General features: G+C 45.9%; 20 protein-coding genes and 1 other RNA gene. 7 read left to right on the top strand and 14 right to left on the bottom strand.

Features of this window, described 5'->3' with window-relative positions:
* Window positions 1-13 precede the first annotated feature (13 nt).
* The 5 genes from UF05_RS21540 to rsmI form a co-directional block, all read right to left on the bottom strand.
* Window positions 14-1807: a penicillin-binding transpeptidase domain-containing protein gene (locus UF05_RS21540; protein WP_020840082.1), complete on the bottom strand. Its 1794-nt coding sequence runs from the start codon at window positions 1805-1807 to the stop codon at window positions 14-16.
* Window positions 1804-2121 carry a cell division protein FtsL gene (ftsL, locus tag UF05_RS21535; RefSeq protein WP_005458197.1) on the bottom strand — a complete coding sequence of 106 codons (318 nt, stop codon included), beginning with the start codon at window positions 2119-2121 and terminating at the stop codon, window positions 1804-1806. The genes UF05_RS21540 and ftsL overlap by 4 nt, the downstream gene beginning before the upstream one ends.
* Window positions 2122-2126: 5 nt before the next feature.
* The gene (gene rsmH, locus UF05_RS21530; protein ID WP_005458168.1) at window positions 2127-3077 is read right to left on the bottom strand and encodes a 16S rRNA (cytosine(1402)-N(4))-methyltransferase RsmH; all 951 of its coding nucleotides are present in this window, start codon (window positions 3075-3077) and stop codon (window positions 2127-2129) included.
* Between the two features lie 175 nt (window positions 3078-3252).
* An RNA gene (gene rnpB / locus UF05_RS23730) (RNase P RNA component class A) lies at window positions 3253-3682 on the bottom strand.
* A 166-nt stretch (window positions 3683-3848) separates the two neighbouring features.
* Window positions 3849-4712 (bottom strand): 16S rRNA (cytidine(1402)-2'-O)-methyltransferase, encoded by an 864-nt coding sequence (rsmI, locus tag UF05_RS21525; RefSeq protein ID WP_005497083.1) that lies wholly within the window; start codon window positions 4710-4712, stop codon window positions 3849-3851.
* A gap of 68 nt (window positions 4713-4780) precedes the next feature.
* Here rsmI and UF05_RS21520 point away from each other — a divergent pair, with 68 nt between their 5' ends.
* Genes UF05_RS21520 through UF05_RS21505 form a run of 4 tightly spaced genes read left to right on the top strand, consistent with a single transcriptional unit; the run spans window position 4781 to window position 8236 of the window.
* A complete protein-coding gene (locus UF05_RS21520) occupies window positions 4781-6592 on the top strand; it encodes a penicillin-binding protein activator (RefSeq protein ID WP_005458195.1) in 1812 nt (603 codons plus the stop codon).
* Window positions 6579-6944, top strand: coding sequence for a YraN family protein (locus UF05_RS21515; RefSeq protein ID WP_005479720.1), 366 nt, complete (start codon window positions 6579-6581; stop codon window positions 6942-6944). The genes UF05_RS21520 and UF05_RS21515 overlap by 14 nt, the downstream gene beginning before the upstream one ends.
* Before the next feature lie 3 nt (window positions 6945-6947).
* A complete protein-coding gene (locus UF05_RS21510) occupies window positions 6948-7538 on the top strand; it encodes a phosphoheptose isomerase (protein WP_005458175.1) in 591 nt (196 codons plus the stop codon).
* Window positions 7539-7558: 20 nt separating this feature from the next.
* The gene (locus UF05_RS21505) at window positions 7559-8236 is read left to right on the top strand and encodes a BON domain-containing protein (protein ID WP_045544861.1); all 678 of its coding nucleotides are present in this window, start codon (window positions 7559-7561) and stop codon (window positions 8234-8236) included.
* A gap of 60 nt (window positions 8237-8296) precedes the next feature.
* Here the strand turns inward: UF05_RS21505 and sspB are convergent, their stop codons facing one another.
* The 8 genes from sspB to zapE form a co-directional block, all read right to left on the bottom strand.
* The gene (sspB, locus tag UF05_RS21500; RefSeq protein ID WP_045544860.1) at window positions 8297-8779 is read right to left on the bottom strand and encodes a ClpXP protease specificity-enhancing factor; all 483 of its coding nucleotides are present in this window, start codon (window positions 8777-8779) and stop codon (window positions 8297-8299) included.
* Window positions 8780-8795: 16 nt separating this feature from the next.
* Complete coding sequence (sspA, locus tag UF05_RS21495; RefSeq protein ID WP_005458199.1) at window positions 8796-9431, bottom strand: stringent starvation protein SspA; 636 nt, start codon at window positions 9429-9431, stop codon at window positions 8796-8798.
* A 96-nt stretch (window positions 9432-9527) separates the two neighbouring features.
* Window positions 9528-10265: a cytochrome c1 gene (locus UF05_RS21490; protein WP_005479715.1), complete on the bottom strand. Its 738-nt coding sequence runs from the start codon at window positions 10263-10265 to the stop codon at window positions 9528-9530.
* Window positions 10262-11527 (bottom strand): cytochrome b, encoded by a 1266-nt coding sequence (locus UF05_RS21485; protein ID WP_005479717.1) that lies wholly within the window; start codon window positions 11525-11527, stop codon window positions 10262-10264. Before UF05_RS21485 ends, UF05_RS21490 begins: the two co-directional genes overlap by 4 nt.
* The gene (gene petA, locus UF05_RS21480; RefSeq protein WP_005479718.1) at window positions 11527-12117 is read right to left on the bottom strand and encodes a ubiquinol-cytochrome c reductase iron-sulfur subunit; all 591 of its coding nucleotides are present in this window, start codon (window positions 12115-12117) and stop codon (window positions 11527-11529) included. The genes UF05_RS21485 and petA overlap by 1 nt, the downstream gene beginning before the upstream one ends.
* A 546-nt stretch (window positions 12118-12663) precedes the next feature.
* Window positions 12664-13056 carry a 30S ribosomal protein S9 gene (gene rpsI / locus UF05_RS21475; RefSeq protein WP_005458217.1) on the bottom strand — a complete coding sequence of 131 codons (393 nt, stop codon included), beginning with the start codon at window positions 13054-13056 and terminating at the stop codon, window positions 12664-12666.
* A gap of 15 nt (window positions 13057-13071) precedes the next feature.
* Window positions 13072-13500 (bottom strand): 50S ribosomal protein L13, encoded by a 429-nt coding sequence (gene rplM / locus UF05_RS21470; RefSeq protein ID WP_005396465.1) that lies wholly within the window; start codon window positions 13498-13500, stop codon window positions 13072-13074.
* Window positions 13501-13752: 252 nt separating this feature from the next.
* Window positions 13753-14856: a cell division protein ZapE gene (gene zapE, locus UF05_RS21465; RefSeq protein WP_020840080.1), complete on the bottom strand. Its 1104-nt coding sequence runs from the start codon at window positions 14854-14856 to the stop codon at window positions 13753-13755.
* A gap of 196 nt (window positions 14857-15052) precedes the next feature.
* Between zapE and zapG the strand changes: the two genes are divergently transcribed.
* The 3 genes from zapG (at window position 15053) to degS (ending at window position 18461) form a co-directional block, all read left to right on the top strand.
* On the top strand, window positions 15053-15496 hold the full coding sequence (gene zapG / locus UF05_RS21460; protein WP_005457173.1) for a Z-ring associated protein ZapG: 444 nt from the start codon (window positions 15053-15055) through the stop codon (window positions 15494-15496).
* 336 nt (window positions 15497-15832) lie between these two features.
* Window positions 15833-17200: a Do family serine endopeptidase gene (locus tag UF05_RS21455; RefSeq protein ID WP_025541290.1), complete on the top strand. Its 1368-nt coding sequence runs from the start codon at window positions 15833-15835 to the stop codon at window positions 17198-17200.
* A gap of 196 nt (window positions 17201-17396) precedes the next feature.
* A complete protein-coding gene (degS, locus tag UF05_RS21450) occupies window positions 17397-18461 on the top strand; it encodes an outer membrane-stress sensor serine endopeptidase DegS (protein WP_005490480.1) in 1065 nt (354 codons plus the stop codon).
* Between the two features lie 42 nt (window positions 18462-18503).
* Here degS and parC read toward each other — a convergent pair whose 3' ends face one another.
* Window positions 18504-20789, bottom strand: a complete 2286-nt coding sequence (gene parC, locus UF05_RS21445; RefSeq protein WP_045544859.1) for a DNA topoisomerase IV subunit A — start codon at window positions 20787-20789, stop codon at window positions 18504-18506.

The raw sequence follows: 20789 nt of genomic DNA, 5'->3' as shown, positions 1-20789 counted from the left end.
CAGGCTACATCGCCTACTGCTGGAATTTGTTTTCATCAGGTGCGACGTTCAGGATTTGCAGTGCACCTTTCATAATTTCAGAAAAGACAGGGGACGCGACCGAACCACCGTAGTAATCATCACCTTGCGGCTCATTCACAATTACCACCAACGCAATTCGTGGGTCGCTCACAGGTGCTAGACCTGCGGTATAAGTGATGTATTCATCACTATAGCCACCCGCCGATGCTTTTCGAGACGTACCCGTTTTAGCACCAACTCGATACCCCGGAACGGCTGCACGACGAGCCGAACCGCCTTTTTGAGTTACGGTCTCAAGCATATCAAGCACAAGACGAGCATTTTCCTTGCTTACTACCTGACGTGACATATCACGGTCATTACTCTCGATAATATGAATCGGCTCGTACTTGCCAAGGTTCCCTAACGTTGCATACGCATGTGCAAGCTGAATCGGCGTGATAGACAGACCATAACCAAACGCAATGGTTGCACGTTCAATGGGAGACCAACGCGTTCGAGTTGGGAAGATACCAGTCACTTCGCCAACTAAGTTCAAACCAGAAAGTTCCCCAAAACCCACCGAACTGTACAAGCCAAGCAGCGCCTCAACAGGCATTTGCATCGCAAGTTTGGTCACACCGATGTTACTCGATTTTTTCAGAATCATAGACAGACTAGCTTTGCCTACCCACGAAACGTCCCTGACTCGGCTACCGCCCAATCGAAGCACGCCATTACCGGTATCAACGATAGTATCTTTATCCGCCACTCCATTTTCTAAGGCGGCTAAAATAACGAAAGGCTTAATGGTCGAGCCGGGCTCCATTGAGTCCGTAATCACACGGTTACGCATCTTATAACTTTGCCAATCCGTGCGGTTATTTGGGTTGTATGACGGAGCATTAACCATCGCCAAAACGGCACCCGTTTTTACATCCAGCATCACCACGGAGCCAGAGGTTGCACGGTGATCGGCAACCGCCTGTTTGATGGCTCGGTAAGCGATAGCCTGCAAACGCTGGTCAATGGTCAGCTGCAACGACTTGCCTTCTTGTTTGTCTTGCCAAGCGATGTTTTCAACGACACGGCCGTAGCGGTCTTTACGAATGGTCTTTTTACCTTCTTCACCGGTTAGCCATTCATCGTAACTGCGCTCAACCCCCTCTAGGCCATGACCGTCAATGCCTGTCACACCGACAAGGTGCGCACTGACTTCACCAGCCGGGTAATAACGACGAGACTCCGACTTAAGACCAATACCTGGTAGCTTCAGTTCACGAATGTAGTTTGCCATCGCTGGGCTCACCTGGCGCTGCAGGTAAATAAAGCGACGCTTTTCGTTGCGCTTGATTTTGTCAATCAAGCCTTGGCGATCCACACCTAACACATCTGCTAAGGCATACCAGTTTTGTTTCTGACTTAGCGCATTTTCTTTAAAAATGGTGGCTGGATCGGCCCAAACCGCTTCAACAGGCACACTCACCGCTAAAGGTTCACCATTGCGATCAGAAATAATGCCTCGTGCAGACGGGATAGACTTAACACGAATCGAACGTAGATCGCCCTGCTTAATGAGATTATCCGGCTCGATGATTTGAATATAGGCCACACGAGCGACAAGAAGCGCAAAGGCGCAGAAAACAAAAAACAGCAATAAATGGAAGCGCCAGCGAATCAAAAATGATGGCTCTACTTCTACTTTCGCTGCTTTCGGTGCGGTTTTGGTGTCGTTTACTGCGGCTTTGGGTTTCGCAGAAGACTTACGCTTATTTCCTTGTTTAGCGTTGGTTTTCTTTCTTATCATTTTAGCGTGATAACCACTTCTTTATCGCCGTCAGGTCGTTTCATTTCAAGATCCTTTTTCGCAAGATCTTGCACTCGACTGTGTTCTGCTAAGGCGGTTTCTTCCAACATCAGGTTGCGCCATTCGCTATCTAATCGCTCGCGCTCAACCAGAGTGTGATCTTTTTCAGTGATCGCTTGACGCGCATGGTGGGTAGCAAATACCACTCCCATTGCTGATGCCATGATCAATAGCAACAATAGTAATGACCAGCGACCAACGGTAATTAAATCCGTGGCGATCAACTTAGCAAGGTTGGGAGTGGGTTTCGTCATAATAATTAAAGCTTTTCAGCAATTCTTAGCACAGAACTGCGCGAACGAGGGTTCATGTCAATTTCTTGTTTGCTCGGCTTTATCGCTTTGCCAACAGTTTTCATGTTTGCGCTGCCAAGCTCTTTGATTTGCGCTTCCGTCAAAGGAATGCCATGTGGTACCTCAGGACCTTTACTTTCTTTGCGGATAAAGCGTTTTACCATGCGGTCTTCCAACGAATGGAAACTGATGACAGATAAACGACCTTCAGGAGCTAAAATACGAGCCGCGCCTTTCAGTGCAGTATCAATTTCTTCTAGCTCACTGTTGATGTAAATACGGAACGCTTGGAAAGCACGCGTCGCTGGGTGCTTTTTCTCTTTAAAACTTTTTGGTGCTGCTTCAGAGATCAGTTTTGCCAACTGACCAGTACGAACCATTGGCTCGTTCTCTTCGTTTTCACGGTATTCCACAATCGCACGAGCAATACGACGAGCGTGTTTGTCTTCACCGAATTCACGAATCACCCAAGTGATATCATCCAGATCCGCTTCCATCAACCATTGAGAAACCGGGATGCCTGAAGTTGGGTCCATGCGCATATCTAGCGGGCCATCTTTCATAAAGCTGAAACCACGCTCTGCGTCATCCAGCTGAGGCGAAGACACACCAAGATCCAATAACACACCGTCTACTTTACCAACTAGGTCATACTCTTCTGCGTATTGAGCCATGCCAGAAAACGGGCCATGAATAATGGTAAAACGAGGGTCGTCAATTTTGCCTGCTTCCGCAATCGCTTGAGGGTCACGGTCAATGCTGTACAGTCGGCCATTTGGGCCAAGTTTGGATAAAATTGTACGGCTGTGACCGCCTCGGCCAAATGTTCCATCAATGTAGATACCATCTGGTTTGATAGCCAAGCCATCAATGGATTCATTTAATAACACGGAAATATGTTGGAAGGTTTCGGTCATAGCTTTCTCGTTGAATGATCTTGAAGCGATTCTTTAGTGTACTGATTTCCTACATCATCGCCACCACAAGTCTAGAGTTAGACGTGATTTACGCCAAGTTTATTGGTAATGACATAGTTTGCGTCAATTAAATGCAAAAAACCCATCGCTACCGAAGTAGAGATGGGTCTCGAATAGGTGGAGCCGACACATAAGCCGGGTTCTGTTCCGCTTGCGCGGCGGTAGCCATTCGTCTAGGCCAGCAATCACTCACTGGCTCGAGCAACCTACCCGCCTCCTTACGCGAGCAACGCAATGTGGAGGCCTATTTGGTCTTGCTTCAGGTGGAGTTTACCCTGCTACGAACTATTACTAGTCGTCCGGTGCGCTCTTACCGCACCCTTTCACCCTTACCTGTTCCCTTGCGGGCCATCGGCGGTCTTCTCTCTGCTGCACTTGTCGTAGGCTTGCGCCCCCCAGGCGTTACCTGGCACCTTGCTCTATGAAGCCCGGACTTTCCTCCCCTTTGTCAGTCTCCCGAAGGACGTCAACGTCAGTTTCCCGAAGGACCTCAACGTCAGTCTCCCGAAGGACATCAACAAAGCAGCGACTACCCAGTCAGCTCCGAGGGCGGATTGTATAGAGTTCTCACTTCAGAGTCTAGTTAGATCACAGATATGATGAAATGAATGCACCGAGTGATGAGTTTTTAGTCAAAACGCAAAAGGTAAACAATAAAAAAGGGTCGATGCTTTCACATCAACCCTTTGCAATATTCAATCTAAACAGCCCTTAATCTAAGTTTTCTAAACCCCATTTGTATAGAGCGTTCTTCTTCAGGTTGTGGATTTCTGCCACCAACGCTGCCGCTTTCTTCAAAGGCAGTTCTTTCGTCAGAATACCCAAAGTACGCAAAGCCTCATCGGGCAATGCCTCATCCGATGTTTCACGATGACCATGGATCAAAAGCACCATTTCACCACGTTGCTGGTTATCGTCACTTTTCACCCACTCAATGAGTTCACCCAAAGGCATGCCTTGGATGGTTTCAAATGTTTTAGTGAGTTCTCTTGCTAGAACGACTTCTCGCTCAGGGCCAAGAACGTCTAACATATCTTGTAACGAGTCTAAAATTCGGTGTGGTGACTCGTAAAAAATGCATGTGCGCTCTACCGATGCGATCTCTAAGAATTTATCTTTACGACCTTTACTTTTGGGCGGTAGAAAGCCTTCAAAACTAAAGCGATCTGACGGCAATCCCGACGCGCTTAACGCAGTGATAACTGCACACGCACCAGGAAGAGGCACAACTCTTACGCCCGCTTGACGACATTTTGTCACCAGATGGTATCCTGGATCGCTGATTAGTGGTGTACCAGCGTCAGACACTAAGGCGATAGACTGACCTGACAATAGCTTTTCGACCAAAACCTGTGCTTTTTGTTGCTCATTGTGATCATGCAACGCAAAAGTTTTGGTTTGGATATTGAAGTGAGACAGTAATTTACCCGTATGTCGGGTATCCTCTGCTGCGATGATGTCCACGTTCGACAGAACTTCGATAGCACGTTGTGTGATATCCGCTAAATTTCCGATTGGAGTCGGTACGATGTAGAGAGTTGGCCCCTCATTCGGCAACTTATTTTTATCTGTCATTTGTTTACCATCACTTCAACGATTAATATAGAGACAATTTTGTACAAAATTATAGAGAACTCACGGCAATGATTAACCATAAGAGACTCAGTGTACCACGCATACTCACTCCTGTTGCACTAGCAATTACGCTCGCCGCCTGTTCTTCAGGCCCGAGACAGCCTGATGGCGTAGATGTCACACTTGAGCCTACCCAGTCGGTACAGAACTACATGATTCAAGCTGATAGCACGGAAGGCAGCTTACAAAACGACTGGTTGATCATGGCAACCAAAGCCGCAATCCAAGCGAACCAATTGGATCAAGCAGACCTTCTGATAAAACGTTTGGCTCGCCAACAATTGACGGAAGTTCAACAGGCGGAGTGGCAACTGGCGCGTGCGACCATACAGCAAAAGCAAGGCGATTACTCTCAGTTGTTGCAACTTCTCAACTTTAAGCCTTGGTGGAAGCTACCAAATGAGCAGTGGAAAGATTACTACTCTCTACGTGCCGATGCTTACCAAAGCCTAAATCAGCCGTTTGAAGCCAACCGCCAACTGGTAGCGTTTAGTCAATACGCGTCATCAGCAGAGCAACGCGAAATCTCAAGTCGAATTTGGATGAACTTTGGCAGTTACTCTGAATATGAACTGACTTCGCTACAAACTGAACCCAGCGAAGACGTGTTAGACGGATGGTTGCAATTAGCAGTTTACGCAAAAACGCTCTCCGGCAATCTGTCTCAGTTAAAAAATACCCTTGAGCGTTGGTTGAACGAGAACCCGTCACACCCAGCGGCAATCTATACGCCAGAAGAAATTCAAAACATTCTGTCACTTGATATCGTAAAACCAAATAACACAGCATTGTTGTTACCATTAACAGGTAAGTTTGCGCCTCAGGCACAATTGATCCGCGATGGTTTTGTATTCGCGATGATGAATGATAGAAACCGCGATCCAAGCGCAACGCTTACCGTCATTGATACGAATGCGTACAGCGCTGATGAAGTGAAACAACGTCTTATCAACGAAAACATCGATTTTGTTGTCGGCCCGCTGCAAAAAGAAAACGTCGAACTATTGCAAACCACAATGGATGGTTCAGCAAACAGTCCAGCCATTCCCGCACTGGCGTTGAATATTCCTGAAGATGTTCAGCCAGGTACCGACATTTGCTACCTAGCGTTGTCACCTGAGCAAGAAGTGGCTCAAGCTGCAAAATACTTGTTTAGTGAAGGCTATAGCTTCCCGCTGATCCTAGCGCCAAAAGGCAGCTACGGTGAGCGTGTTGTGCAAGCTTTCAATGAAGAATGGAGCAAGTACAGCTCAAACAAAGTCGCAACAAGCTACTTTGGTGATAAGCGCCAGCTACAAAAAGACATTAACGACGTCTTTGGATTACAAGAGAGCAAACAGCGTATCGCACAGATGCAATCGCTCATGCGCATTAAGTTGGAAACACAGCCACGCAGTCGTCGTGATGTGGACGCAGTTTACATTGTCGCTCGTAGCTCTGAACTAACACTTATCAAACCATTCATTGAGGTCGCAATTAACCCAGATGCGAAGCCACCAAAATTGTTCTCGAACTCTCGTAGCAACAGCGGTGGTGCGACGTACGAAGACTTAACAGGCATTATCTACAGTGACATTCCGCTGTTAGTAAACCCAGACCCAATCGTGACCGCTGAAATGAATGAGCTATGGGCAGATCAATCCAACATGGAAAAACGCTTAAAAGCTCTAGGGATGGATGCCTACAAACTGATCGGTGAATTGCCACAAATGAAAGTGGTACCAGGTTACTCAGTAAGCGGCCAAACTGGTACGTTAAGCATTGACAACAACTGTGTTGTACAACGCGAATTGAGCTGGGCTGAGCGTGGGGCTCTTTAGTAAGCGTCAAATAGGTAATCAGTACGAGACCCTGGCGAAGCAGTATCTGCAGCGTCAGGGTTTGCGTTTTTTAGATCAAAATTATCTGACAAAGTTCGGCGAGATTGATTTAATCTTCCAACAAGATGAAACTATCGTCTTTGTTGAAGTCAAATATCGTAAGAACGATCATTTTGGCTCAGCGGCAGAAATGGTCACAAACGCAAAAATGCGCAAACTGATCAAAACAGCACAAGTTTGGCTCAGCCAACAACGCACAATGAACACCATAGATTATCGGTTCGATGTCATCGCCATTCATGACAGTGGTCGCGACATCAACTGGATACAAAATGCAATATCTGAAGGATAAGCGATGCTAGACAGCATTAAAGATAGCTTTACAGAAAGTATTCAAATTCAAATCGCAGCCGCAGAAGCTCTGCCTGATGCGATCACGCACGCCGCTCAAGCCATGGTTTCGAGCTTGCTGAATGGCAACAAAATTCTTTGCTGCGGCAACGGTGGCAGCGCCTCAAATGCACAACAGTTTGTTTCTTGTCTTTTAAATCGCTTTGAGACCGAGCGCCCTAGCCTTCCCGCTATGGCGCTGACTGCGGACAACACCACACTAACGGCAGTTGCAAACGACTACCACTACCAAGAGATTTTCTCTAAGCAAGTTCGTGCATTTGGCCAACCAGGCGATATTCTTCTGGCGCTTTCTACCAGTGGCAACAGCAAAAACATCATCAAAGCGATGGAGGCGGCCGTAACTCGCGACATGACCATTATCGCCCTAACAGGTAAAGATGGTGGTGAGATGGCAGGATTATTGGGCGAAAACGATGTAGAAATTCGCATTCCATCCCATCGCACGGCTCGCATTCACGAAGTGCATATGGTCACTCTTCACTGCTTATGCGATTTGATTGACCAAGTACTTTTCCCTGCTCACGAAGAATAACAGATTTGAGAATCAGCATTATGATACGTAGCCTTATCATTTTATGTACCATCTTAAGCTTGAGCGGATGTGCGGGACTGTTCATTGCTGGAGCTGCCACCACGGCAAATATTGTGACAGATACTCGCACCACGAAGCAGATCTGGCAAGACAACAATATTGAATTTGAAGTCGCAGCGATCGGTAATAAAGAACCGTTTAAAGGGCATGTTCGAGTTGTTGCGAGCTCGTACAATGGTACGGTTGTTTTAATGGGCCAAGCTCCAACTCAAGATTTGATTAATCAAATTGAGCAACGAGCTAGAGCTATTGATGGCGTCAAAACCATTCATAATCAAATTAAGGCTAAAGAGCCATTGAGCGTGACGCAAATCAGCAACGACAGCTGGATCACAACCAAGGTAAAATCGGCTCTATTAACCGACTCAGACCTCAATGGCGTTAAAGTCAAAGTCATTACAGAGGATGGTGACGTATTTTTGTTTGGCTATGTAACCGCTCAGCAAGGTGAACGCGCGACGGAGATTTCGCGGAATATCTCTGGCGTAAAACAGGTGATCAAAGGGTTCCAATACGGAGACGCAGAACCAGTTAAAGTCGATTTACCTAGCGACGGTGTGACAACACAGACACAGACACAGACACAGACACAAGATGATACTGATCCAGATGTCGAGACGTTTACCATCAGTGACTAAACGATATTGAAAAACTTGAAACCGAAGTATAAAAAAAGCAGCGTTAACGCTGCTTTTTATTTACTTAATCACTCTTAAGCTTGGTCGACCTTTAGGACGAGGAGCTTCTTCCTCTTGGGGTTCTGCACCAATCTCCTCAGAAGTTTCTTCCGTCACCGCCTTAAAAGATGGTGACAAATCTTCTTCTTCAATCGTTTCTTCTTCGATGTGCGTGTACGCTTCTTCTGGTTCAAACATTGTTCCAGCACCGTTTTCACGAGCATAAATCGCTTGAACTGCATACACTGGCACGATCACTGAGTGTGGTCGGCCACTAAAACGAGCATGGAAGGTAATCGCATCATTACCCAACTCTAAGTTACCAACGGCACGAGGAGCAATATTCAAGATAATCTGACCATCTTGAACAAACTCAACAGGCACACGCACACCCGGCATAGTTGCATCAACAACCAAGTGGGGAGTTAAGTCATTGTCTACTAGCCAATCGTAAAATGCGCGAAGCATATACGGACGGCGAGCAGTCATTTTTGCAATATCCATAACGTCTCTAAATCGCTTAGCGAACTAGACGCATTTCACGTTCAGCTTCAGTTAAAGAAGCAAGGAATGAATCACGCTCAAATACGCGGTTCATGTATACCTTGATTTCTTTTGAGCCTGGGCCAACTAGGTCAATACCAAGTTGAGGTAGGCGCCACAATAGTGGAGCTAGGTAACAATCGATTAGGCTGAATTCTTCACTCATGAAGTATTCGTATTCAGCAAAAATTGGCGCTAGAGTCAGTAGATCGTTACGAAGTTTCGTACGCGCTTTTTCTGACTCTTCTGCATTACCTTTAACAATTTTTTCAGCTAGTGAGTACCAGTTACGTTCAATACGGTACATCATCAAACGGCTGTTACCACGAGCAACTGGGTAAACCGGCATTAGAGGTGGATGAGGAAAACGCTCGTCCAAGTACTCCATGATGATTTTTGAATCGTAAAGAGCTAGCTCACGGTCAACAAGAGTTGGCACTGATTTATATGGGTTTAGCTCAACAAGCTCAGCAGGAAGATTAGCTTCATCAACAAGCTCAACTTCAACACTTACGCCTTTTTCAGCTAGTACGATGCGAACCTGATGGCTATACAAATCTGATGCACTTGAGAAAAGAGTCATCACAGAACGTTTATTGGCAGCTACAGCCATGGAGCCCTCCAGTACACTTACAAATAAAAATAATGGAGGCTAAGCCTCCATTATCCATCAATTAAAATTGGGAATTAGCACGGTATGATAGCACAATTAATGCACATCACGCCAATACTCTTTCTTAAGCATCACGACAACAATCGTTAGTAGAACTAGGAAGCCCATTACCCACCAACCCAAAGCATGACGCTCAAGTTGAACTGGGTCGCCGGCGTAAACCAAGAAGTTCACCAAGTCACCAACCGCTTTGTCATATTCGCCTTCGCTTAATTCGCCAGTACCGTTTGTCTCAGTACCAACAACCACTTTGACTTCTTCACCATCAACCATCTTAGTGCCGTACACTGGCGTTGGAATACCTTGCAGTTCTTCAAGAACGTGCGGCATACCAACACTTGGGAATACGATGTTGTTCACGCCAAATGGACGAGATGGATCAACATAGAAAGAGCGTAAGTATGTGTACAACCAATCCGCACCACGCACTCGGGCTACCAAAGTTAGATCCGGTGGTGGAGCACCAAACCAGTTTGCCGCCTGCTTCGGTGGCATAGCATTAACCATGAGGTCACCGATTTTCGCTTCAGGGTTGAAAATCAGATTTTCCTTCATTAGGTCAGCTGGAATATCTAAGTCTGTTGCTACACGCTCATAACGCTGGTATTGCGTAGAGTGACAAGCAAAACAGTAGTTCATGAACAACTTCGCGCCATTTTGTAGCGAAGCTTTATCCGTTAGGTCCACGTTTGCTTTATCAAGCGGAACGTTGGCCCCTGCTGCCATCGCAAGAGATGGCAACATAGCAAATAGAATTACAATCCACTTCTTCATTTGAATGTCACCCTCTCTGGTAATGGTTTGGTTGCTTCATTTTTGCTGTAGAAGAACAGCAGTACAAAGAACATGAAGTAACACAAGCTAAAGATCTGAGATAGTAGTGTGTACGTCGGTGTTGCAGGCAACGCACCTAAGATGCCCAGAGCGATAAAGGCGATAGTGAACTGAACAATATTCAATAGGTGGATTTTGCTACGGTAACGGTACGAACGTACTTTACAGCGATCCAACCAAGGTAGAACAAACAGTACAGCGATAGACGCACCCATTAGGATTACACCCAATAGCTTGTCTGGAACCGCACGCAAGATTGCGTAAAACGGAGTGAAGTACCATACCGGAGCGATGTGTTCAGGCGTCTTCAATGGGTTTGCAGCTTCAAAGTTAGGCGGCTCAAGGAAGTATCCACCCATTTCTGGGTTAAAGAACAACACATAACAGAAGAAGAACAAGAAGCCAGCGACACCAACCAAATCCTTAACCGTGCCATATGGATGGAAAGGAATAGAGTCAATAATATCGTATTTCTTCGTGTAGTAATCGTGGAACTTGAACTGCGTTTTGTAATCATCGCCCATTGAACCTTTTGGTAACTTAGTTTCGATACCGTCAGGGTTGTTAGAGCCCACTTCGTGCAGTGCCAATACGTGAAGCACGATAAGTAGAAGTAGTACGATAGGCAGCGCAATTACGTGTAGTGCGAAGAAACGGTTCAACGTTGCACCTGAGATGATGTAGTCACCACGAATCCAAAGCGTTAAGTCATCACCGATAACAGGGATTGCACCAAACAGAGAAATGATTACCTGAGCGCCCCAGTATGACATCTGACCCCATGGTAGTAGGTAACCCATGAATGCTTCAGCCATTAGAACTAGGAAGATCAACATACCGAAGATCCACAGTAGTTCACGAGGCTTTTGGTACGAACCGTAGATCAGACCACGGAACATGTGCAGGTATACAACAACGAAAAACGCTGATGCGCCAGTTGAGTGCATGTAACGCAGAAGCCAACCGTACTCAACGTCACGCATGATGTATTCGATAGATGCAAACGCACCTTCACCAGAAGGAACGTAGTTCATCGTTAGCCAAATACCCGTTAGGATTTGGTTAACAAGAACCAGCATCGCCAGAGAACCAAAAAGATACCAAAAGTTGAAGTTCTTCGGCATTGGGTATTCAGATAAATGCTTTTTATAAGCATTCATTGCTGGAATACGCTTTTCTACCCAATCTAATAGTGCTTGCATTATGCATCCCCCTCATCAACACCCACAATGAGCTTGGTGTCGCTCAAATACATGTGTTTAGGAACGACAAGGTTCAATGGAGCAGGTACCCCTTGGAATACTCGGCCTGCCATATCGAACTTAGAACCATGACAAGGGCAGAAGAAGCCAGACCTTACGCCCTGCACCTGCTCTGAGAAAGAGTCTGGTAGGTAGGTAGGTGAACAACCAAGGTGAGTACAGAAACCAACGGCAACAAAGTACTCTTCTTTAATCGAGCGAAACTCATTCTGAGCGTACTCTGGCTGCTGTTCCATTTCAGATTGTGGATCACGAAGCTTATCACTGATCGTTTTTAGGTTATCCAGAACGCTTTGAGTACGGCGAACAATCCATACAGGTTTCCCCTGCCACTCAACACGTACCAGCTGACCTGGTTCAATTTTACTTATATCCACTTCCACCGGTGCACCCGCCGCTTTGGCTTTAGCACTCGGATTCCATGATTTAATAAAAGGCACGGCGACGGCGACTGCCCCTAACCCACCAACAACTGCCGTTGTAGCGGTTAGAAAACGCCTGCGACCGTTATTTAAAGGCGCGTTGCTCATCCAAACATTCTCCCATTTGCTCCCTTTGGATCGTTATTATTCCGCTTATAAGAGCATGGCTAACAAATAATGAATTTAGTTCTAATTATTGGGGAGAAATGATAAAGAAAACCCTACTTTTTGACAAGATAAAGCTACCTTTTTGTAACATTTGTGAGGCAAATCGCTCGCGTCGTCACAAAAGCGGCAGAATTATAAAAAATTGATGTGATTTGTAACAAGAAAGCGAAATGAAGAACAACAAAATTAAGCCTCAAATGCCTTTTATTTTGGTTGTTTTCAGAGAATTACACCGAATGAGCTTTCAATAAGTGACAAAAATCACTAACACGTAAATTTAAACTTTTGTAGCACAAGGAAAGCATAAATATCGCGATAAAACCTTCGTAAAATGTTGCGTGGATATTAAGGGGGAGTGTTCTGAGGTAACCAGAGAGAACGGATGTTTTATCTGACAATAAAAAACAAAAAGCTCGGCATATAGCCGAGCTTTTGGTGCACAGTCCCAGAATAATTCTGGAAAGCATAATCTCCGGTAAAAGGAAATTAACGCTTAGAGAACTGTGGACGACGACGTGCTTTACGTAGACCAACTTTCTTACGTTCAACGCAACGAGCGTCACGAGTAACGTAACCAGCTGCACGTAGAGCAGGACGTAGAGACTCATCGTATTCCATAAGCGCGCGAGTGATACCGTGACGGATAGCACCAGCTTGACCAGAAATACCGCCGCCTTTAACTGTAACGTAAAGGTCTAGCTTCTCAGTTAGTTCAACTAGCTCTAGAGGTTGTTTAACAACCATGCGAGAAGTTGGACGACCGAAGTATTCATCAAGGCTACGCTTGTTTACTACAATGTTGCCGCTGCCTGGTTTAATAAAAACACGTGCAGCTGAGCTTTTGCGACGGCCAGTGCCGTAGTATTGATTCTCTGCCATTTTCGAAATCCCCAATTAGATGTCTAGTACTTGTGGTTGTTGAGCAACATGGTTGTGCTCAGCGCCTGCGTAAACTTTAAGCTTACGGTACATAGCACGGCCTAGAGGACCACGTGGAAGCATGCCTTTAACTGCTAGCTCAAGAACCATCTCAGGTTTACGATCGATCAGCTTTTCAAAAGTGATAGATTTTAGACCACCTGGGAACTCAGAGTGACGGTAGTACACTTTGTCTTTAGCTTTGTTACCAGTTACAGCAACTTTCTCAGCGTTGATAACGATGATGTAGTCACCAGCGTCAACGTGAGGAGTGTATTCAGCTTTATGTTTGCCACGTAGGCGAGATGCAATTTCACTTGCTAGACGGCCAAGAGTTTTACCTTCAGCGTCTACAACGTACCAGTCGCGTTTTACAGTTTCTGGTTTAGCAACGAAAGTTTTCATGCTAATAATAACCCGTTAATTAAAATTTAAACTTTAAAGGAACACCCGTTTGGTGCTCCCACACTGTCTAAGAGCCCAGTCATCACCCCTTCGAGTCGTTGGTACTCTCGACCATCTATTTCGAAATAACTTCGATAATCCGGTCTGCAGTAACGGTGGGTCGCAGGATTATAGAGAAGAGCGAAGAAAAAATCACCTTTTTTTGCGCCAAATCACTAATTTTTTCTTCACTTTTTAAAGAGGCAATCAAATTTACGCCAAATGCTCGCGAGCAAGGTACTCATGACTCTGCATCTCGGTTAAACGCGATACACAACGCTTGAACTCAAATTCCAGTTGTCCTTCGCTATATAAGGCATCCATCTCGACTTCCGCTGAAATAATCAGTTTTACGTTACGCTCATAAAACTCGTCGACTAAAGCAATAAAACGCCTCGCAGCATCATCAATTTTACGATTCATCTGACGAACATCGGCCAGTAAAACCGTGTGATAAATACGTGAGAGTTCAATGTAATCGTTTTGACTTCGAGCGGTTTGGCACAACTGCTCAAAAGAAGCGTGTAACACCCCATCACTGGCTTCAATCACGTTAATCTGTCGATGATTAATGTCGATTTTGTGGGCAACGCTTTTACGCTCAGCCGTAAGCTGCTGATAATAGGTATTTAAATTAATAGAAGCCTGCTCATCCAATGGATAATGGTAGATTTCGGCTTGTTCCAAAGTCCTCAGACGATAATCGACACCACTATCCACATTTAGTACATGGCAACGCGCCAAAATCATATCAATAGCAGGAAGAAAACGTGCTCGCTGTAAGCCATTACGATACAAATTTTGTGGTTCGATGTTTGACGTCGCCACCAGCACCATCTGACGCTTAAACATTTCTTGCAACAATGTGGCAAGAATCATGGCATCAGTTATGTCAGAGACAAAGAACTCGTCAAAACAAACAATATCCGCTTCTTGTTTAAATAAGTCGGCAACTTTGGAGAGAGGATTTTCTACCTCCCCCAAGCGCTTTAACTCGTCATGTACCCGATACATAAAGCGGTGAAAGTGCACGCGCATTTTTCTGTCAGTAGGTAAGGCATCAAAAAAGGCATCCATTAAATAGGTTTTACCTCGGCCTACCCCACCCCAAAAGTACAAACCTTTTGGGGGTTGAGGCATCTCGACCTTCTTACCCATGAGCTTTTGCCATTTAGAAAGTTGAGGGATCGGCGCAGACTGAAACTCAACAATATCATGGTAGAGTTTGTCTAAAGCGACAACGGCTTGATGCTGGGCTTCATCGCGCTGGAATCCATGTTCTGCTATATCTTTTTGATATCGTTTTAGTGGTGTCATCAGATTAAGTCGTATTAGAGGTACAGAGAAAATGGTCACCTCGGGGTCAACTTTGAGAATAGAGAGAAGTAGTTATCAGTCCCCGAAGACATACTGCTATTTTTCTTTATCGGCTGTGAAAGCCATAGTAACATGGACAAGCACCGCGTGTAACTAAGTAGTAAAAGACTTGTTAAAACAACTATAAGGAGCAGTTATGCCTTGGATTTATGCCATTGTGGGTTTGCTGGTCGGTACAATCGTAGGCGTAGTCATTAGTAGACTAACCACCCCTGAATACAAGAAACAAAAGTCTGTGCAAAAAGAACTTGAAGCGGCTAAGTTTGAACTAGAGCAACAACGTCAAGAGCTCGTAGATCATTTTGCACAAACCGCAGAAATGTTGGATACCCTGGGTAAGGATTACACTAAACTCTACCAACATATGGCGAAGACCTCTTCAGAACTTCTGCCTAACTTGCCAGAACAAGATAACCCGTTTGATAAGAAAACGGCGATGTCTTCAGAGCAAATCAAAGAAGACCAGCCAGAGGTCAACGAACAACCAAAAGACTACGCCAACGGCGCGACTGGTCTTTTGAAAGATCAAGAAAAAGAGATCATCAACGCTCCCGACGTGGTGACGGCTAAAGCCTCTTAACCTGCTCTTTTCCTTTCTTTTGGGTCGATATAAATCGTAATTTGTATCGACCCTTTTTGAACTTTTCTGCAGCAATCCCTCTCTAACTTGCATGTGAACTGCCGTCACCCTTTGAATATCCAAACTAGACCTTATATTAAAAATATCAATCAAGATAAGTTGATGTTCATAAACCTATGCAGGCAATTCGTTTCAGTCGATTGCGGCCTTTGAATAATGGCATGCGCTCTCGGTTGGGCTAAACGTACCCTGTCATGGATGACCAAACGCTTATTCTTATTGGTGTAAAGTGCGGATATTTCTTTTTGGCAGACATGTTTCAAGAGGAGTTACTGGATGAAAAAGCCATTGCTTGCGCTAACCGTTCTATCTTTAAGTTTGAGTTCCATTATCACGCCGATAACGGCCACGGCAGCACTGCCTCTAAGTGTCGATGGCCAGCAATTACCAAGCCTAGCCCCGATGCTAGAAAAAGTGACCCCAGCAGTCGTGAGTATTGCGGTTGAGGGTAAACAAGTTCAAACCAGTCGTATTCCGGAACAATTTCAGTTCTTCTTCGGCCCTGACTTCCCGATGGAGCAAACTCGAGAGCGTCCATTCCGCGGATTGGGCTCTGGCGTCATTATTGATGCCCAAAAAGGGCACATCGTCACTAACTATCATGTGATCAAAGGTGCGGATGAAATTCGAGTGCGCCTCTATGACGGCCGCGAGTACGATGCAGAACTCGTTGGTGGTGATGAGATGGCAGACGTCGCATTGCTGAAATTAGAAAAAGCGAAAAATCTAACTCAGATTAAGATTGCCGACTCTGACAAGTTACGCGTCGGCGACTTTACTGTTGCTATCGGCAACCCATTTGGCCTCGGCCAAACCGTCACCTCGGGTATCGTTTCTGCACTGGGTCGTAGTGGTTTAAACGTGGAGAACTTCGAAAACTTCATCCAAACCGATGCTGCAATCAATAGTGGTAACTCTGGCGGTGCATTGGTGAACCTTAACGGTGAGCTGATCGGTATTAACACCGCCATTTTGGGACCAAATGGCGGCAACGTCGGGATTGGTTTTGCGATCCCATCGAACATGATGAGAAACCTCACTGAGCAGATTTTAGAATTTGGTGAAGTAAAACGTGGCATGTTGGGCGTTCAAGGTGGTGAAGTGACCTCTGAGCTGGCAGAAGCACTGGGTTACGAGTCAAGTAAAGGGGCATTCATCAGCCAAGTCGTGCCTGATAGCGCAGCGGACAAAGCGGGTCTAAAAGCCGGTGATGTGGTTGTATCAGTGAACGGTAAGTCAATCGACACTTTCTCTGAGTTGCGCGCCAAAGTCGCCACATTAGGAGCAGGTAAGAAGATCACGCTAGGCGTTATTCGTGATGGTAAGAGCAAATCGTTTGACGTGACTCTTGGCGAGTCCACCAACATGAAAGCCAAAGCGGAAACGTTGCATGAAGGCCTAAAAGGAGCAGAGTTAAGTAACACTACACCGAGTGATGTAATCCAAGGGGTAAAAGTCTCCAGTGTTGCAGAGAATTCACCTGCCGCGCAATACCAGCTAAAACAAGGTGACATCATTATTGGCGTCAATCGTCAACGAGTGAAAAACCTTGCGGAGCTTCGCTCTATTGTTGATAAACACAAAGGTGTGCTTGCACTAAATATTCAACGAGGGGAACGCACTATCTACTTGGTGATTCGATAGTCTCTAGCATCTAAAATCAGGGCAAACCCAGACGATTGAACCATCACTCTTGGTGATGAAGCTCGAAGAGTTAATCTTACTATCAATCTGATTATTAAAAGGGCAGTGCGATCACGCACTGCCCTTTTGTTATTTTTCAATGTAATGCTATTCTTCACCTTTCTATGCCATTTTGGCGCTCATGCATGGAGAGGATATGCTTAGCTTTTTATTACGTTCTGTCTTTTTAGGCTTAGCAACCGCTGCCGTTGTACTGCTCGCAGTTCCATCATTGCGCAATAACGTTATTCCTGTCGCGCTCGACCAACAACCGAAAAATATCGCATCTCTTGAGTTGTCGTTTAACCAAGCCGTAAGAAGAGCTGCGCCAGCGGTTGTGAACATCTACAGCCGAAAATACGTTGAAAACGATCGCAGTAAACTCTCGACACAAGGGCTGGGTTCTGGGGTTATCGTCAGCGAAAAAGGTTATATCATTACCAACTATCACGTGGTAGCTCAAGCAGACCAAGTCGTTGTTGCATTGCAAGATGGTCGAGCTGCTGCTGCTCAACTTGTTGGCACCGACAAACGCACGGACATTGCCGTTTTACGAGTTGAAGGTTCTAACCTACCTGTCATCCCATTGAATTCCGAATACAAACCTCAGGTTGGTGATGTCGTTTTAGCGATTGGTAACCCATACAACTTAGGGCAAACCACGACCTTCGGCATTATTTCCGCGACAGGTCGCTCTTCTATTAGCGATGGTCGTCAAGCCTTCATCCAAACTGATGCTGCAATCAATGAAGGTAACTCGGGCGGCGCATTGGTGAATACTCAAGGTGAATTGGTGGGCATCAACACCGCGTCTTTTCAGCAGGCAACCGATCTTGAAACCTACGGTATCTCATTCGCAATCCCTGCCCCACTCGCCAGCAAAATTATGCAGAAAATCATCGCTGATGGTCGTGTGATTCGCGGCTACATCGGTATTGATGGGCAAGACATCAATGCAGTGACGGCCCGTTTACTAGGAAACGAGCACATTGGCGGTATCGTTGTTTTAGGTATCGACCCAAATGGTCCAGCAAGTGCCGCAGGCTTTGAAAAGCAAGACATCATTATCAGTATCGATGGCAATAAAGTTCAGGGCCGTCAAAGCGTGATGGATATCGTCACGGATTTACGCCCAGGCACTTCTGTCGACGTTGGTATCATTCGTAAAGGCAAGGAAATGACTCTAAAAGTCACCATCGCCGAAGACAAACAAGAAGCATAAAAAAATCCCAGCCAATGGCTGGGATTTTTGTTTCTATTCGTTTTATTCGCTTTCGCTCGATTCTTCAGAACTGCTCGACTCACCAAGCTCAACGTCGATTCGCGTCACTCTCTGTAAGCCTCTTGGCAGCAGACTACCTCGGCGACCACGCTCACCACGGAAGTTCTCAAGATCAGCAGGTTTCAAACCTAGCTTGCGCTTACCAGCGTACAAGGTTAAAGAAGCACCTTGCGGCAACGCGATTAAGTGGGACAACACTTCTTCACGCTCTTTCGCTTTAGCTGCTGGGATATTGATGATTTTGTTACCTTTACCTTTCGCTAATTGCGGCAAGTCTTTAATTGGGAACAACAACATACGCCCTTGGTTGGTAATCGCTAGAATCTCATCCGAATCCAGATCGCCGACTTCTTTTGGCGTCATCACTTCAGAATTTGCAGGCAACGTAACCAACGCTTTACCGCTACGGTTCTTCGATAGCAAATCAGCGCCTTTACACACAAAGCCGTAACCAGCATCGGAGCCCACCAGCCATAGCTGATCTTCTTCGCTCATGATCACCTGACGAATACTGCTACCCGCCGTGATATTCAAGCGACCAGTAATCGGCTCACCTTGACTACGTGCTGATGGCAACGAGTGCGACTCAAGCGAGTAACTTCGACCATCACTGCCAAGGAAGACCGCCGGCTGACTGCTCTTACCGCGCGCATGCGCCAAGTATTTATCGCCAGACTTGTAGTTCAAACTTTCCGCATCAACATCGTGTCCTTTCGCATGACGAACCCAACCTTTTTCAGACAGAACAACGGTAATTGGTTCACTTGGAACTAGGTCACGCTCAGTCAGTGCTTTTGCTTCAGCACGTTCAACTAAAGGAGAACGACGGTCATCGCCGTATTTCTCTGCGTCGGCTTTAATTTCTTTCTTAAGCAGTGTGTTCAGACGACGCTCAGAACCAAGCAGCTGCTCTAGCTTCTCACGCTCTTTCTCGAGTTCGTCTTGTTCACCACGGATCTTCATCTCTTCTAGCTTCGCTAGATGACGAAGTTTGGTATCCAAAATCGCATCGGCTTGAATATCGGTAATACCAAAGCGTTCCATCAACACCGCTTTTGGATCGTCTTCGGTACGAATGATCTCAATCACTTCATCTAGGTTGAGGTAAGCAACTAACAAACCTTCTAAGATGTGTAGACGAGCCATCACCTTGTCTAAACGGTATTGTAAACGACGACGCACGGTACTGCGGCGGAACTCAATCCACTCAGATAGGATCTGTACGAGACCTTTCACTTGAGGACGGTTATCCAAGCCAATCATGTTCAAGTTAACACGGTAGCTACGCTCTAGATCAGTAGATGCAAACAAGTGGTTCATCAGCAAATCGCAATCAACGCGATTCGAACGTGGCACGATTACGATGCGAGTTGGGTTCTCATGATCCGATTCGTCACGAAGATCTTCTACCATTGGTAGCTTCTTCGCACGCATTTGGTTTGCGATCTGCTCAAGCAGCTTCGAGCCAGACACTTGATGCGGAATCGACGTGATGACGATGTCTGACCCTTCTTTATGCCATACCGCACGCATCTTGATGCTGCCACGGCCGTTGCGATAGATCTTTTCAATTTCCGCTTGAGGCGAAATGATCTCCGCTTCTGTCGGGTAATCTGGACCTTTCACAAACTGCATAACTTCAGGCAATTCTGCTTTCGGATTGTCGATCAGATGGATAGTTGCGTCAGCCACTTCACGAACGTTGTGAGGTGGGATATCTGTCGCCATACCAACCGCGATACCCGTTACGCCATTCAACAAGATATGAGGTAGACGTGCTGGCAACATTTGAGGCTCTTTCATCGTGCCATCAAAGTTTGGTTGCCATTCCACAGTGCCCTGACCTAACTCACCAAGCAATACTTCTGCAAACTTCGACAGTTTCGCTTCGGTATAACGCATTGCCGCGAAAGATTTCGGGTCATCCGGAGCACCCCAGTTTCCCTGACCATCAACCAGTGGGTAACGGTAAGAGAATGGTTGCGCCATTAATACCATCGCTTCGTAACATGCAGAGTCACCGTGCGGGTGGTATTTACCTAACACGTCACCAACGGTACGTGCAGACTTTTTGTATTTTGCTGATGCCGAAAGACCAAGCTCCGACATCGCGTAAATGATGCGTCGTTGAACCGGTTTTAAACCATCGCCAATGTATGGCAATGCACGGTCCATGATTACGTACATCGAGTAGTTCAGATAAGCGTCTTCAGTGAACTTGCGCATTGGCAACTGTTCAACGCCATCGTAGGTAATTTCTGTAGACAT

Source organism: Vibrio sp. S457-15, from assembly GCF_000960545.1.
GTDB lineage: Bacteria > Pseudomonadota > Gammaproteobacteria > Enterobacterales > Vibrionaceae > Vibrio > Vibrio parahaemolyticus.
The sequence above is the reverse complement of the archived record's forward strand: the minus strand, read 5'-3'. Positions and strand labels throughout refer to the sequence as shown.